Annotated in this window: 11 protein-coding genes and 1 tRNA gene; 6 read left to right on the top strand and 6 right to left on the bottom strand. The window is 69.1% G+C overall.

Annotated elements, in window-relative coordinates:
• Window positions 1-16 precede the first annotated feature (16 nt).
• Together QE410_RS08785 and QE410_RS08780 are read left to right on the top strand one after the other, a co-directional pair.
• Window positions 17-2,077 (top strand): fructose-specific PTS transporter subunit EIIC, encoded by a 2,061-nt coding sequence (locus tag QE410_RS08785; RefSeq protein WP_307330632.1) that lies wholly within the window; start codon window positions 17-19, stop codon window positions 2,075-2,077.
• A gap of 27 nt (window positions 2,078-2,104) precedes the next feature.
• Window positions 2,105-2,374, top strand: a complete 270-nt coding sequence (locus tag QE410_RS08780) for an HPr family phosphocarrier protein (RefSeq protein WP_058231399.1) — start codon at window positions 2,105-2,107, stop codon at window positions 2,372-2,374.
• 593 nt (window positions 2,375-2,967) lie between these two features.
• Here the strand turns inward: QE410_RS08780 and QE410_RS08775 are convergent.
• A complete protein-coding gene (locus QE410_RS08775) occupies window positions 2,968-3,606 on the bottom strand; it encodes an MBL fold metallo-hydrolase (RefSeq protein ID WP_307330619.1) in 639 nt (212 codons plus the stop codon).
• 186 nt (window positions 3,607-3,792) lie between these two features.
• Between QE410_RS08775 and QE410_RS08770 the strand changes: the two genes are divergently transcribed.
• Window positions 3,793-3,868, top strand: a tRNA-Glu gene (locus QE410_RS08770).
• A 71-nt stretch (window positions 3,869-3,939) separates the two neighbouring features.
• Here QE410_RS08770 and QE410_RS08765 read toward each other — a convergent pair.
• The 3 genes from QE410_RS08765 to QE410_RS08755 all read right to left on the bottom strand — a co-directional run bounded on the left by QE410_RS08765 (window position 3,940) and on the right by QE410_RS08755 (window position 7,102).
• Entirely contained in the window at window positions 3,940-5,055 is a 1,116-nt protein-coding gene (locus QE410_RS08765; RefSeq protein ID WP_307334424.1) for an IS1249 family transposase, read from the bottom strand.
• A 440-nt stretch (window positions 5,056-5,495) separates the two neighbouring features.
• Window positions 5,496-6,551, bottom strand: a complete 1,056-nt coding sequence (locus QE410_RS08760) for a DUF4349 domain-containing protein (RefSeq protein WP_307330616.1) — start codon at window positions 6,549-6,551, stop codon at window positions 5,496-5,498.
• Complete coding sequence (locus tag QE410_RS08755) at window positions 6,548-7,102, bottom strand: RNA polymerase sigma factor (RefSeq protein WP_307330613.1); 555 nt, start codon at window positions 7,100-7,102, stop codon at window positions 6,548-6,550. The genes QE410_RS08760 and QE410_RS08755 overlap by 4 nt, the downstream gene beginning before the upstream one ends.
• Window positions 7,103-7,299: 197 nt before the next feature.
• On the opposite strand from QE410_RS08755, the gene QE410_RS08750 reads away from it, so the two are divergent.
• On the top strand, window positions 7,300-8,364 hold the full coding sequence (locus QE410_RS08750; protein WP_307330610.1) for a TerC family protein: 1,065 nt from the start codon (window positions 7,300-7,302) through the stop codon (window positions 8,362-8,364).
• A 351-nt stretch (window positions 8,365-8,715) separates the two neighbouring features.
• Here the strand turns inward: QE410_RS08750 and QE410_RS08745 are convergent, their stop codons facing one another.
• On the bottom strand, window positions 8,716-10,029 hold the full coding sequence (locus QE410_RS08745; protein ID WP_307330607.1) for an LLM class flavin-dependent oxidoreductase: 1,314 nt from the start codon (window positions 10,027-10,029) through the stop codon (window positions 8,716-8,718).
• Window positions 10,026-11,336, bottom strand: coding sequence for an O-acetylhomoserine aminocarboxypropyltransferase/cysteine synthase family protein (locus QE410_RS08740; protein ID WP_307330602.1), 1,311 nt, complete (start codon window positions 11,334-11,336; stop codon window positions 10,026-10,028). Before QE410_RS08740 ends, QE410_RS08745 begins: the two co-directional genes overlap by 4 nt.
• 229 nt (window positions 11,337-11,565) lie before the next feature.
• On the opposite strand from QE410_RS08740, the gene leuC reads away from it, so the two are divergent.
• Window positions 11,566-13,116: a 3-isopropylmalate dehydratase large subunit gene (gene leuC, locus QE410_RS08735; protein ID WP_373459332.1), complete on the top strand. Its 1,551-nt coding sequence runs from the start codon at window positions 11,566-11,568 to the stop codon at window positions 13,114-13,116.
• Window position 13,117: 1 nt separating this feature from the next.
• Window positions 13,118-13,714: a 3-isopropylmalate dehydratase small subunit gene (gene leuD / locus QE410_RS08730; protein WP_307330599.1), complete on the top strand. Its 597-nt coding sequence runs from the start codon at window positions 13,118-13,120 to the stop codon at window positions 13,712-13,714.
• Window positions 13,715-13,772 lie beyond the last annotated feature (58 nt).

The following is a 13,772-nucleotide window of genomic DNA, read 5'->3' as shown; positions in this document are numbered from 1 at the left end:
ACGGAGGTCATTGACAATGTCCGACATCATCACTCCGGAGCTCGTCACGCTCGACGTGCCCCTGGGCACCGACAAGCAGTCGGTGATCCGCGCCCTCGCCGAGCGCGTCGTCGCGCAGGGCCGCGCGACCAGCGCTCAAGAGCTGTTCGACGACGCCTGGGCGCGCGAGCAGAAAGACGAGACCGGCCTGCCCGGCGGCATCGGCATCCCGCACGCGCGCAGCGCCTCGGTCACCGAGCCGACCCTCGCCTTCGCCCGCCTCGCGCCCGGCGTCGACTTCGGCGCGCCCGACGGCCCGGCCGACATCGTGTTCCTCATCGCCGCGCCCGCGGGTGCCGACGAGGCGCACCTGTCGGTGCTGTCGCAGCTCGCCCGCAGCCTCATGCGCGACGACTTCATGTCGGGCCTGCGCGCCGCACAGAACCCCGGCGAGGCCGTCCGCATCATCACGGATGCCGTCACCCCGGCCGCCGAGCCCGCTCCGTCCGCCGCGGCCGCCGCCGCCCCGGCCGCGACGCGCGCCGAGGCCCGTACCGCGACGAAGACGAAGAAGATCGTCGCCGTCACCGCGTGCGCCACCGGTATCGCCCACACCTTCATGGCCGCCGACGCGCTCACCGCGGCCGGCGCCGAGACCGACGGTGTCGAGCTCGTCGTGGAGCCCCAGGGATCGAGCGGCTACAAGGCCCTGCCGCAGAGCGTCATCGACGAGGCTGACGCGGTGATCTTCGCTGTCGACGTCGACGTGCGCGAGCCCCAGCGTTTCGCGGGCAAGCCCGTCGTGCGCGCCGGCGTCAAGCGCGGCATCGAGCAGCCGAAGCAGCTCATCGCGGAGGCCGTCGCGGCCAGCGACAACCCGAACGCGGCCCGCGTGCAGGGCGGTGCCGCGGCATCCGTCTCCGACGCTCCGGTCGCGCAGCAGTCGGTCGGTCGCCGCATTCAGCGGTGGCTGCTGACCGGTGTCAGCTACATGATCCCCTTCGTCGCCGGTGGTGGTCTGCTGATCGCCCTGGGCTTCCTGCTCGGCGGCTACCAGGTCACGCAGAACGCGGCGAACGTCATCATCCAGAACTCGCTCTGGGACCTGCCCACCCAGGACATCACCTCGCCGCTCGGTGGCATCGGCCAGTACCTCGGCTCGGTCTTCTTCATGATCGGCGCGACGTCGATGGGCTTCATCGTCGCGGTGCTCGCGGGCTTCATCGCGTACGCGATCGCCGACCGTCCCGGCATCGCCCCCGGTTTCGTCGCCGGTGCCGTCGCGGTGCTCATGAACGCCGGCTTCATCGGCGGAATCATCGGCGGTCTGCTCGCCGGTTTCATCGCCTGGTGGCTCGGTCGTTTCGACGCACCGCGCTGGCTGCGCGGACTTATGCCGGTCGTCATCGTGCCGTTCCTCGGCTCGATCTTCGCCTCGGGCCTGATGATCCTCTTCCTCGGCCGCCCGATCGCCGCGCTCATGGCCGCTCTGACCGACGGCCTCACCTCGCTCGCGGGCAGCGGTGCCGGCGCCATCCTGCTCGGCGTGATCCTGGGCCTCATGATGTGCTTCGACCTCGGCGGACCCGTCAACAAGGTCGCCTACGTCTTCGCCACCACAGGCCTGGCGGCAGCCAGCCAGACGAACACCGCGCCGTACCTGATCATGGCCGCGGTCATGGCCGCCGGTATGGTGCCCCCGCTCGCGATGGCCCTGGCCTCCACGATCCTGGCCCGTGGCAAGTTCACCCCGGTCGAGCGCGAGAACGGCGCGGCCGCGTGGCTGCTCGGCGCCTCGTTCATCTCCGAGGGTGCGATCCCCTTCGCCGCGGCCGACCCGCTGCGCGTCATCCCCGCCTCGATGGTGGGAGGTGCGATCACCGGCGGTCTCAGCATGCTGATCGGTGTGCAGTCGTACGCCCCGCACGGCGGAATCTTCGTGCTCTTCGCCATCAACCCGGTGTGGGGTTTCCCGCTCGCGATCATCGCGGGTACCGTCGTCACTGCGCTGATCGTGGTCGCGCTGAAGGGCATCGGTCGCAGCACGAAGGACGTCGCTGCCGCCGAGGCCGCTCCCGCCGTCACGGTCGCCGCTTAAGACCCCGTCGAATCGAGAGGATTCACCATGGCAGAACGTCAGGCCACCATCGCCAGCAGCTCGGGACTCCACGCCCGCCCCGCGAAGCTCTTCGTGCAGGCTGTGCAGGAGAAGAAGATCCCCGTCACGATCTCGGCGAACGGCGGTGCCGACCTCAACGCCGGCAGCATCCTGTCGCTCATGGGCCTCGGCGCCGGTCACGGCACCGTCGTGACCCTGAAGGCCGAGGGTGAAGGCGCCGAGCAGGCTCTCGACGAGCTCGTCGCCCTTCTCGAGACCGACCTCGACGCGCAGTAAGCACAGCGTCACAGAACACCGGATGCCACGGGCCCCAGGGCTCGTGGCATCCGGTGTTTTCGCGTGCGGCGTGGGAGGCGGCTCTGCCCCTGGTGCTCGCTCGTCAGGGTCTTTCCGGTTCGGGGCGGGTTCCTCCGCTTGGGGCGCGAGGTTCGCGCCCGAACGGCTGGCTGTTCCTGTTCGAGGCGGATTTCGCCGGTTGGGGCGGATTTCGCCGGTTGGGGCGGGCGTTTCGCGCCCGAAGGGGAGGCTCTCCCGGTTTCGGGGCGGGTTCCGCCGGTTGGGGCGGGCGATTTCGGCCCCAAGCAGCCGATCGCGCCCCGAACCGTGGCGCGTGGTCGTGGGCGCTCGCGGGCCGCGTGGACGTCCGTCGAGCGGATCGTGGGGGCCGGTGTGGCGTGCGTCCGAACGGACAGCTTCGCCGCCAATGCGGACGTTCCGGGTTCGGGGCGGGTTCGACTGTTTGGGGCGGGCGTTAGGCGCGCGAAGGGGTGGCTACCCCGGTTTCGGGGCGGATTTCGCCGGTTGGGGCGGGCGGTATCCGCCCCAACCGGCCGATCGCGCCCCGAACCGTGGCGCGTCGCTCAGCCCGCTCAGACGTCGACGGTGTCGCCGGGCTTGAGGTCGACGAACGAGCCGCCGTTCTGCTCAACCGCCCAGGTGAGGCGTGCGTCGCCCATCTGCTTCCCGGCCACCGACAGCGTCATGTCGTGGGTGGCGAAGACGCGCTCAGGTTTGACGGCGAGGACGTAGTCCATCGCCTCCGCGATCTTGAGCCACGGGGCGCCGACCGGGGCGGCGAGCAGCTTCACCTTCGCGTGCTTGGGCACCGTGTACGAGTCGCCGGGGTAGTACAGGGCGTCGTTCACCAGGACGCCGACGTTGTCGACCACGGGGATCGACTCGTGGATGACGGCGTGCTCGCCGCCGGAGAACTCGAGGTGGAACGGGTCGAGTTCCAGTCGATCGCCCGGATGCACCGCGATGACGTCGAACCCGGCGGCGGCGTTGACGACCCCCTCGGGGCCGTAGATCGGAACACCGGGATGCGCCTTCTGCAGGCGGGCGAGGTGCTCGGGCGTCCAGTGGTCGGGGTGCTCGTGCGTGATGACGACGCCAACGAGACCGACGAGGTCCTCGAGCGGGGAGGTGAAGCTGCCGGGGTCGATGACCAACGTGTGGCCCGATTCGACGACGACGAGGGCGGCATGTTCGTGCTTCGTGAGACGCATGGTCCGAGTCAACTCCTCGTCGGGGCAGTGCGGCAACCGGTGGCGCGTCGGGTGAACAGCGTGCAATACCTCTTCCCTCGTCCGCCGGTTCGCGGTACCGTGCAGGGACACGCCCGGGATCTCGGTGGCTCGGCCTCGATTTTGCGTGCGCGTCAATCGTGATGCATACTTAGATGGTTGCGACGCGGCCCCATCGTATAGCGGCCTAGTACGCCGCCCTCTCACGGCGGTAACGCGGGTTCGAATCCCGCTGGGGTCACCAACACGAAAAAGAGCTCCGACCGGAAGGTCGGGGCTCTTTTTCGTTGTGGCGGCGGTGGCAGGACGAGGGGCTTATAGGCCAGAAATAGTGGATGGGGTCGGGCGTGTCATCCTCGTCCTGCCCATCCTGTTCTGAGCCAGAGGCCTTCGGTGGCGTCGAGGCCGTTGTCGTAGAGGGTTGGGGTGGGGTCCTCGAGGTCGATGGTGGCGTCCTCGTGCGGGGTTGGCGTTGTGGGGGGCGTGGGCGTAGCTGTGGGCGTGGTCGATGGGGACTTCGTGCAGCAGCAGGAACCATTCGACGGCGCGGCGTTGATGCGGGATCGGCATGCCCCGGTGATGGCGAAGGAGGTGCCTGATCTGGGCGTTGAGTCCTTCGAGGCGTGAGGTGGTGCGCGGGGCGTCGTGGCGGATGAAGGTGAACATGTGTTCGTTCTCGGCGACGCGGTGCAAGATCGCCCAGGCTTTGCGGAGCGGTTTGTGGGTGTAACCGAAGTGGCCGTTGTCATAGAGGGTGCGTTCGCGCAGGAGGTGCCCGTAGGTCTTCCACCAGGCTTCCAGCGTGAGGCGCCAGGTGATGGCGTCGTCGACGGTGTGGATGCCGCTGAGGGCGAGGGCGATCTGGCGCAGGTCTTTGCCGGCGCGCAGGCGCGGGTTCCTTGTCAGTTCGCGGGTGACGTTCAGCTGCAGGTGGAAGATGCAGCGTTGGATGGCGGTGGCGGGCCAGTGCAGGGCGAGGGCGGAACGGATCCCGGAGCCGCCGTCGGTGACCACCACCGTCGGGGCGGGAATGCTCTCGAACAGCGCGCCCCAGGCAGCAGCCGATTCGCGGGCGGCCCACTGCCATCCCACGACGGTGTTGGTGGTGGTGAGGGCGATGAGTAGACACCACGTTTCGATCCAGATCCCATCGACCAGGATCACCTCGTGTACTTCGCCTGTGACGGGCAGGCGCGGCTCGAGGGCCCAGCACCACGCGGTGTCGCGACGGAACGAGCGGGCGCTGCGGGAGCTGGCGAGCTCGGCCTGTGAGGCCTTGCCCATCAGCCAGGTCAGGAACCGGTGCAGCTGTTCGCGGCGGGTAACGTCAGGGCGCCGACGGATAGTGGAGGACCCGCACGGCCGGCACCGCCACCGCTGCGTTCCTGAGGGGTGTCGTCCGTTCTTCACCAGCTTCGACCCGCATACCACGCACGAGCCCTGATTCGAGGGAAGGTCCACGACTAAGGGTCGCGGACCATACCAATCCCCGTTCTACCCCGGAATCACGCGGCTAGATCGAGGATTCATCCACTATTCCTGACCTATAACCCGGACGAGGAGCCGCATGTGCGGGTTGGGCCCCCTCGCCCGGAGGCTCCGCGCGCCGCGCAGCGGCGGGTGGAGGGGGCGAAGGGAGAATCCCGCTGGGGTCACCAACACGAAAAAGAGCTCCGACCGGAAGGTCGGGGCTCTTTTTCGTTGTGGCGGCGGGCAGGACGAGGAGCCGCATGCGTGGGTTGACTTTGCCCGGCGGGTGTCACGCGCCGCGCAACGAGAGGGGGCTCGCGCCTGCCGCCGGGATCCGAGGCCTCCCATCGGATCGGACGCCGGCACCCCGGCATCCATTCCCCATTCGCGCTCGGCGCGAATCACCCCTCGCGAGCCTCCCGCCGCCGTCGCGCAACCCGCCGCACGCCCCACACGATCGACCATGCCGCGCCGGCCACCACGATCCACGGCAGCAGGAAGCCGACGCCGATGACGACACCGTTCAGCGTCGCGACCAGTCCGTTCCAGCCGGCGAGCAGCCCGTCGCCGAAGCCGGCGGGGTCGGCGGTGACGGATGCCGTGCGCACGGTGAGCTGCACGCTCAGCGACGACATCGCTACCTGCGACTCCAGCGACTGCAGCACCTGACGGTCGCTGTCGAGCTGGGCCTGCCGCTCGGCGAGCGCCGATTCCGCGGTGATGAGGTCGGACACCGACCCCGCCTGCGCCATCAGCTCGGTGAGGCGCGCGACCGAAGCTTCGCCGGCGGCGACGCGCGCGCGCAGGTCGACGGTCTGCTCGGTCACGTCGGAACGGTTGACGCTCGTCGCCGTGACGTCGCCGACGGCGCGGAGGCCGTCCATGACCTGCTGCAGGGTGTCGGCGGGGACGCGCACGGTGATGTAGCCCGAGGATGCCGCGGCCGACGTCGCGGAACCCTCGATGGGGACCCCGGCCACTCCGCCGCCGAGCTGCGACGATTCCACGTATCCGCCCACCGCCGTCGCGGCGGAGGTGACCTCGTCGATCGCGGCGCGGATGTCGTCGACCTCGACCGTGGCGGAGCCCGTCGCGACGATGTCGCGCGTTCCGGCGTCACGGGCCGCCGATCCCTCCGGAAGGGCGCTGGAGCCCGCGGCATCCTGGCCGGGGATCACCTCGATGGTGCCGGGCTCGTACTGCTGCGAGAAGTCCGGTGCACTCTCGGCGCCGCTCGCACCGACGACGGCCGAACCGCTGGTGCTCTGCGTCGTCGAGAGAGACGGGCCGACCACGGCGGCGATCACCACGACCGCTGCGGCGGCGCCGACGCCCGTCCAGACGTTCCGGCGACGGCGGCGCGCGCGGTGCCGCTCGTCGGCGATCCGGCCGAAGACCGCTGCCTCGATGGCATCCATCCGCTCGGCGGACAGCGTGGGCAAGGTGGGGGTGGTCATGGGGTCTCCGTCTCCATCGCGGTGGCGCGCATCCGTGATCGGATGCGGGAGAGGCGGTTGCGCACGGTGCCGTGCGAGACGCCCAGGGTCGCCGCCGCGGCTTCGTAGCCGTAGCCCTCGGCGGCGCAGAGCCGGAAGATCTCCCGATCCAAGGCGCTCAGCCGATCGACGGCCGCAATGATCGCCGCGACGGTCTGCGCCTGCACCACCTGCGCCTCGACGTCGACGACGGCGGGGGTCTGCTCGTCGAGTTCGGCGTGCGAGCCGTGGCGGCGCCGGGCGCGCAGGCGGTTCTGCGCCTGCAACCGACACACGGTGGCCAGCCAGGGCAGCAGCGACGCGCCCTCGAGCCGCAGAGACGGGAGCTTGCGCCAGGCGACGACGAAGGTCTCCTGCGCGACGTCCTCGGCATCGGCGGCGTCGCCGACGAGCCCGAAGGCGACCCAGTACACCGGCCGCGCGTAGGCGCGATACAGCTCGCGGAACGCCTGTTCCGAGCCGGCGGCTGCGCGCGCCACGAGCGCCCTGTCGTCGATCACGTCGTCGGTCATGGCATCCGTTCTGCTGGTCGGCCGAGGCCGTCGTGAGCACTCTCTCATCGAAGGGGTGTCTCACCGCAGCGGATCGTCTCAGACCGCGTCGTCCGCCGAGTGTGGAGCACCCGCGAAGACCATCTAGTTACATAACCTCTCGGACACCCCCGCCGGGCGGATAAACTCGAGCGTTTCCCCGACGAAAGGCCTCCGCGATGGAGCTGCAGCTCGACCCGCTCTTCCAGACGATCACCCTGGCGGTGCTCGTCCTGATCCTGGTTGCCGACCTGCTCATCATCCTGAAGCGCCCGCACATCCCCTCGCCGAAGGAATCGACGCTGTGGGTCGTGTTCTACGTCACCCTGGCGCTCATCTTCGCGGGCGTGATGTGGATCGTCGCCGGGGGAGAGGTGGCGGGACAATTCGTCGCCGGGTGGTTGACGGAGTACAGCCTGTCGATCGACAACCTGTTCGTGTTCGTGCTGATCATGGGGCAGTTCGCCGTGCCGCGCCGCTACCAGCAGGAGGTACTGATGGTGGGCATCATCATCGCGCTCGTGCTGCGAGGGGCGTTCATCCTTGTCGGCGCCACGATCATCGAGAACTTCAGCCCGATCTTCTACCTGTTCGGCCTGTTCCTCATCTACACCGCCGTCCGCCAGGCGTTCCCGGGCGGCGACCATGACGACGACACGCAGAAAGAGAACCTCATCGTGCGCACGCTTCGCCGCGTGCTGCCCATGAGCGACTCGTACGACGGTAAGAAGGTCATCACGCGTGTGAACGGCAAGAAGCTGTTCACCCCGATGATCATCGTCTTCGTCGCGATCGGCGTCACCGACCTGCTCTTCGCGATTGACTCGATCCCCGCGATCTTCGGCATCACGCAGAGCCCGTTCATCGTGTTCACCGCGAACCTCTTCGCGCTGATGGGCCTTCGCCAGCTGTACTTCCTGCTCGGCGACCTGCTCGACCGCCTGAAGTACCTGCACTACGGCATCGCGTTCATCCTCGCCTTCATCGGCGTGAAGCTGATCCTCCACGCCATGCACGTCAACGAGCTGCCGTTCCTCAACGGCGGCGAGCACATCGAGTGGGCCCCCGAGATCTCGACGTGGGTCTCGCTGGCCGTGATCATCCTGTCGATGGCGGTGGCGACGATCGCCAGCCTGGTCGCGGCACGTCGTGAGCCCTCTGCCGTCGGAGCTCAGGATGCCGCGGCGGAGGTCGCCGACGAGAAGGGCACCCCCGCGACCGTGGAGCATCCCCGGCGCGACTGACCCGGCGTGCTCGCCCCCCGGGTCAGTCCGTGTCCCACTTCGTGCAGGATAGGCGGGCTGTATCTGCACGGAGTGGGAAACGCTCCTCTGGCTGTCGGAGGCCTGTCCCACTTCGTGCAGGATCGGCGGGCTGTATCTGCACGGAGTGGGACATGCTCCTCTGGCTGTCGGAGGCTTGTCCCGCTTTGTGCAGGATAGGCAGGCTGTATCTGCACGGAGTGGGACACCCTCCTCTGACTGTCGGAGGCTTGTCCCGCTTTGTGCAGGATAGGCGGGCTGTATCTGCACGGAGTGGGACACGCCTTGCTGACCTGGCCCGGCTACCCGGGACGCACCACCGCGAGGGGCGGCTCAGAACGCGCGCAGGTTCGCCTGCAGGCCGCCGTCGACGTGCTCCTCGCGCAGAATGCCGCGGCGGCGCAGGATCGGCACGAGGTCGTCGAGCACGCGGTGCACGGTGACCGGGTGCAGGTCGCCCCACAGCAGCACGCCGTCGTTGCCCCAGTCGCCGAGCTCTTCGATGCGGTCGGCGAACTCGTCGGCGGTGCCGACGAAGCCCGAGCCGTCGTTCAGTCGCCCCAGGCGCGCATGCGCGGCCAGCACGGTCCGCAGGGGCGTGTTCGCGTCGTGTGCACCGACCAGCCGTTTGATGCTGCCCTCCGACACGTGCTCGCCGAAGATCGACCGGTCGAGCGGCCTGTCGAGGTCGAGGCCGGTGAGGTCGGTCTCGAGGTCGCTCGATTGCTTGCGCGCGATCGCGACGAGCGCCTCGTCGGAGGGATGAGCGGATGCCGCGACCAGGCGATCGGCCTCTTCCGGTGACGACACCAGTACGGGCTGGATTGCGAAGAGGATCTTGATGTCGTCGGCCGAGCGGCCCGCGGCCTCGGCGGCGACATGGATGCGACCGCGATATGCCCGGATGCTCGCCTCGTCGAGCGGTGCGAGAGCCAACTGCACGTCGGAATTGAGACCGGCGAACGCCAGCCCGCGCCCCGACCCGCCGGGGGACACGATGGCCGGCTCGCCGTCGGTGAACGGGATGGCGTTGAGCGGCCCGTCGAAACCGAAGTACTCGCCGCGGTGCCGCGTGGCATCCAGTCTCGTGCCGTCGGCGTAGACGCCCGATTCCTCGTCGACGACGAGTGCGCCTTCGCCCCAGCTGCGCCAGAGATCCCGGATGCCACGAAGCCACTCCTCCGCACGGTCGTACGCCGCGTCGTGCCCGAGCTGGGGGGCGGTGGAGAAGTGGCGGGCGCTGCCGGTATCGGTGACGACGTTGAGTCCGAGGCGGTGGCCGCTGAGGTGCTGGAGCGTGGCGAACTGCCGGGCCGCCGTGTACGGCAGGTATGCCGCCGGATTCACCGTCGGTACGACGCCGAGGTGCCGCGTGGCGGCGAAGAGGTAGGGCGCGAGCAGCAGCGGGTCGTGCTTCGGCCCGCCGAAAGCGTGGCGCACGCGCAGGTCGATCGTCTCGGCGCTGCCGAGCGAGGGGGCGTCCTCGATGATGAGCAGGTCGAAGCCGGCCTGCTCGAGCGTGCGGGCGGAGTCCTGGTAGAGCCCCGGCTCGGTCCAACGGTGGTTCCATCGCAGGTACGGGTGCCCCCAGCCGTGCGGACCGAACCCGCGCGCGAGGAACCAGCCAAAGTGCTGCAGCCGGGTCACAGCACGACCGTCTCGCGCTCGAGGGCCGGCACACCGGCAAATGCCTGATCGAGGTCGGCGAGGATGTCGGTGATGTCCTCGATGCCGATCGACAGGCGGATCGTGCCGGGGAAGACGCCCGCGCGCTCGCGCTCCTCGACCGTGCGGGCGGAGTGCGAGGTGCTCTGCGGATGCAGCACGAGCGAGCGCACGTCACCGAGGTGGGTCATGTGCGTGATGAGCTGCACCGACTGCACGACGTGCCGCGCGGCCTCGAGACCGCCGCGCAGCGTCACAGTGAACACCGACCCGCTTCCGCGCGTGAGGTATCGCCGGCCGAGGTCGTGATGCGGGTGCGACTCCAGGCCGACGTAGTCGACGCGCTCCACCTCGGGTCGCGCCTCGAGCCAGCGGGCCACGGTCAGCGCGTTCTGCGACTGCCGCTCGACACGCAGGCTCAGCGTCTCGATGCCCTGGCCGATGAGGAACGCGTTCAGCGGCGACGGCGCCGGGCCGAAGCGCGGGGCGACGCTCTCACGGATGTACGCACCGCGGGCGCGCGGCCCGTGCTTCTCGGCGTAGCTCGCCCCGCCGAGGCGGTCGGTCTGCACGAGGTGGGAAAAACGGTGACCGGATGCCGCGGCGTCGAAGCGTCCATCGTCGACGATGACCCCGCCGAGCACCGCGCCCTGGCCGGCGAGGAACTTGCTCGCCGAGTGCACGACGACGGCGGCGCCGTGCTCGATGGGGCGCAGCAGGTACGGCGTGGTGAAGGTGCTGTCGACGACGAGGGGGATGCCGTGCTCCCGACCGATCGCCGAGATCGCGGCGACATCGAGCACGTCATTCCGGGCGTTGGAGAGCGTCTCGGCGAAGAAGGCTCTCGTGCGCGGGGTGATGGCACCCCGCCACGCATCGAGGTCGGAAGCGTCGACGAACGTCGTCTCGATGCCGAGGCGTGCGAGATTGTCGAGCAGCAGTCCGCGGGTGCCCTCGTAGATGTGCTCCGAGACGACGACGTGGTCGCCCGCACCGGCCAGAGCGAGCAGTGCGACCGTCACCGCGGCTTGCCCGCTCGAGACGAGGACCGCTTGATCGCCGCCCTCGAGCGAGGCGAGGCGCTCCTCGACGGCGTGCACGGTCGGGTTGCCGGTGCGGGTGTAGCCGAAGCCGGTGCCGGCGCCGAAGTGCGCGGCCGACTCCTCGAGGTCGCTGAACGTGAAGCCCGCGGTCAGGTAGATGGGGGTCGCCCGCGGCGTGGCGGGCGCGGTCGCGGAACCGGCGTGCACCTGTCGCGTCGAGAATCCGGTGACGGCGTCTGCGGCCATGGGGCGCGCTCCTTCCTTCGGGTCGGCCCAGGCTCGCACGCGTGTGCGCGCATCACCGAAACATGCGGCGTCGTGTTACGGGGGAGCCGTTGAGGGGCCCGGTGGTATCGTGACCAGGTGCGGATCGCCGGCCTCCTCCTTAGCGGCCGCGACGAGACCTTGTTCTAGGCCTTTCTCGTCGCGGAGTTCGTCGCGGGCCTCACACCCCTCCCGAGGAGAAACGCAAACCATGAGCACCATTCCCGAGAACCCTCGCACCCTGGCCGAGAAGGTCTGGGACGACCACCTCGTCGTCAAGGGCGAGAACGGTCAGCCCGACCTCATCTACATCGACCTGCACCTCGTGCACGAGGTCACCAGCCCTCAGGCGTTCGACGGTCTGCGCGCCGAAGGTCGGCCCGTGCGCCGGCTCGACCTGACGATCGCGACCGAAGACCACAACACCCCGACGCTCGACATCGACAAGCCGATCGCCGACCTCACCAGCCGCACGCAGATCGAGACGCTGCGCCGCAACGCCGCCGAGTTCGACGTGCGCATCCACTCCCTCGGCGACAAGGAGCAGGGCATCGTCCACGTCGTGGGCCCGCAGCTCGGGCTCACCATGCCGGGGATCACGGTCGTCTGCGGCGACTCGCACACCTCGACCCACGGCGCCTTCGGCGCGATGGCGTTCGGCATCGGCACGAGCGAGGTCGAGCACGTGCTCGCCACCCAGACCCTTCCTCTGAAGCCGTTCAAGACGATGGCGATCACGGTCGAGGGCGAGCTCAAGCCGGGTGTCACGGCGAAAGACATCATCCTCGCGATCATCGCCAAGATCGGCGCCAACGGCGGCCAGGGCTACGTGCTCGAATTCCGCGGCAGCGCGATCCGCTCCCTCTCGATGGAGGGGCGCATGACGATGTGCAACATGTCGATCGAGGCCGGTGCCCGTGCCGGCATGATCGCCCCCGACGAGACGACCTTCGCCTACGTCAAAGACAAGCCGCACGCCCCCCAGGGTCAGGACTGGGACGACGCCGTCGCCTACTGGCGCACGCTCCCGAGCGATGAGGGCGCGGTCTACGACGCCGAGGTGTTCCTCGACGCGAACGAGCTCGAGCCCTTCGTCACCTGGGGCACCAACCCCGGTCAGGGCGTCTCGCTATCGGATGTCGTGCCCACCCCGGCCGACATCACCGACCCCAACGAGCGCGCCGCCGCCGAGCGGGCTCTCGAGTACATGGACCTTCAGGCCGGCACCCCGATGAAGGACATCCCCGTGGATGCCGTCTTCATGGGGTCGTGCACCAACAGCCGCATCGAAGACCTGCGCGCCTTCGCGTCCGTCATCCAGGGCCGCACCAAGGCCGAGAACGTGCGCGTGATGGTGGTGCCGGGTTCGGCGCGCGTGCGACTCGAAGCCGAGGCCGAGGGCCTCGACAAGGTGTTCACCGCGTTCGGTGCCGAATGGCGCTTCGCCGGGTGCTCGATGTGCCTGGGCATGAACCCCGACCAATTGGCCCCGGGGGAGCGCTGCGCCTCGACCTCCAACCGCAACTTCGAGGGACGCCAGGGCAAGGGCGGTCGCACGCACCTCGTCTCGCCGCTGGTCGCGGCGGCGACAGCCGTCCGCGGAACCCTGTCGAGCCCGGCGGACCTCGACCCTTCGACAGGCTCAGGGCACCGCCCTTCGACAGGCTCAGGGCACCGCCCTTCGACGGGCTCAGGGACCGAAACAACGGAGGGCACGCTGATCCGCACCGACGCATCCGTTTCGACCGGGTCGGAGGCCTGACATGGAGAAGTTCACCACGCACACCGGCGTCGCCGCCCCCCTGAAGAGGTCGGCGGTCGACACCGACCAGATCATCCCCGCGGTGTTCCTCAAGCGGGTCACCAAGACCGGCTTCGATGACGCGCTGTTCGCGAACTGGCGACAGGACCCGGAGTTCGTCCTCAACCAGGACGCCTACCGCTCGGCATCCATCCTCGTCGCAGGGCCCGACTTCGGCACCGGATCCAGCCGCGAACACGCCGTGTGGGCGCTGCGCGACTACGGCTTCCAGGTCGTGCTGAGCCCCAAGTTCGCCGACATCTTCCGCGGCAACTCGGGCAAGCAAGGCCTGGTCACCGGTGTGATCACCGAAGACGAGGTCGAGCAGATCTGGGCCGTCCTCGAGGCGAACCCCGGCACCGAGATGACCGTGGACCTCACCGCGAAGACCGCCACGGTGGGCGACCTCCAGGTCTCGTTCGACATCGACGATTACACTAGGTGGCGGCTTCTCGAAGGGCTCGACGACATCGGGCTCACGCTGCGTGACGAAGACAAGATCACGCAGTTCGAGGCGCGCCGCGAGGCATGGCGGCCGCGGACACTCCCCGTCCGCTGAGCCCGATCGACCCGGTCGGGTCGATTCGCCGCCCCTCGTCAACGAAGTGAGGTCCACC

Origin of the sequence: Microbacterium sp. SORGH_AS_1204 (assembly GCF_030818935.1) — a bacterium.
Classification (GTDB): domain Bacteria; phylum Actinomycetota; class Actinomycetes; order Actinomycetales; family Microbacteriaceae; genus Microbacterium.
Note: the sequence above shows the minus strand (reverse complement) of the source record. Positions and strands in the feature narration are given on the sequence as shown.

Coding starts and splice junctions, on each gene's coding strand:
- QE410_RS08785 (WP_307330632.1), top strand. CDS start 17: ATGTCCGACATCATCACTCCGGAGCTCGTCACGCTCGACGTGCCCCTG.
- QE410_RS08780 (WP_058231399.1), top strand. CDS start 2,105: ATGGCAGAACGTCAGGCCACCATCGCCAGCAGCTCGGGACTCCACGCC.
- QE410_RS08775 (WP_307330619.1), bottom strand. CDS start 3,606: ATGCGTCTCACGAAGCACGAACATGCCGCCCTCGTCGTCGTCGAATCG.
- QE410_RS08760 (WP_307330616.1), bottom strand. CDS start 6,551: ATGACCACCCCCACCTTGCCCACGCTGTCCGCCGAGCGGATGGATGCC.
- QE410_RS08755 (WP_307330613.1), bottom strand. CDS start 7,102: ATGACCGACGACGTGATCGACGACAGGGCGCTCGTGGCGCGCGCAGCC.
- QE410_RS08750 (WP_307330610.1), top strand. CDS start 7,300: ATGGAGCTGCAGCTCGACCCGCTCTTCCAGACGATCACCCTGGCGGTG.
- QE410_RS08740 (WP_307330602.1), bottom strand. CDS start 11,336: ATGGCCGCAGACGCCGTCACCGGATTCTCGACGCGACAGGTGCACGCC.
- leuC (WP_373459332.1), top strand. CDS start 11,566: ATGAGCACCATTCCCGAGAACCCTCGCACCCTGGCCGAGAAGGTCTGG.
- leuD (WP_307330599.1), top strand. CDS start 13,118: ATGGAGAAGTTCACCACGCACACCGGCGTCGCCGCCCCCCTGAAGAGG.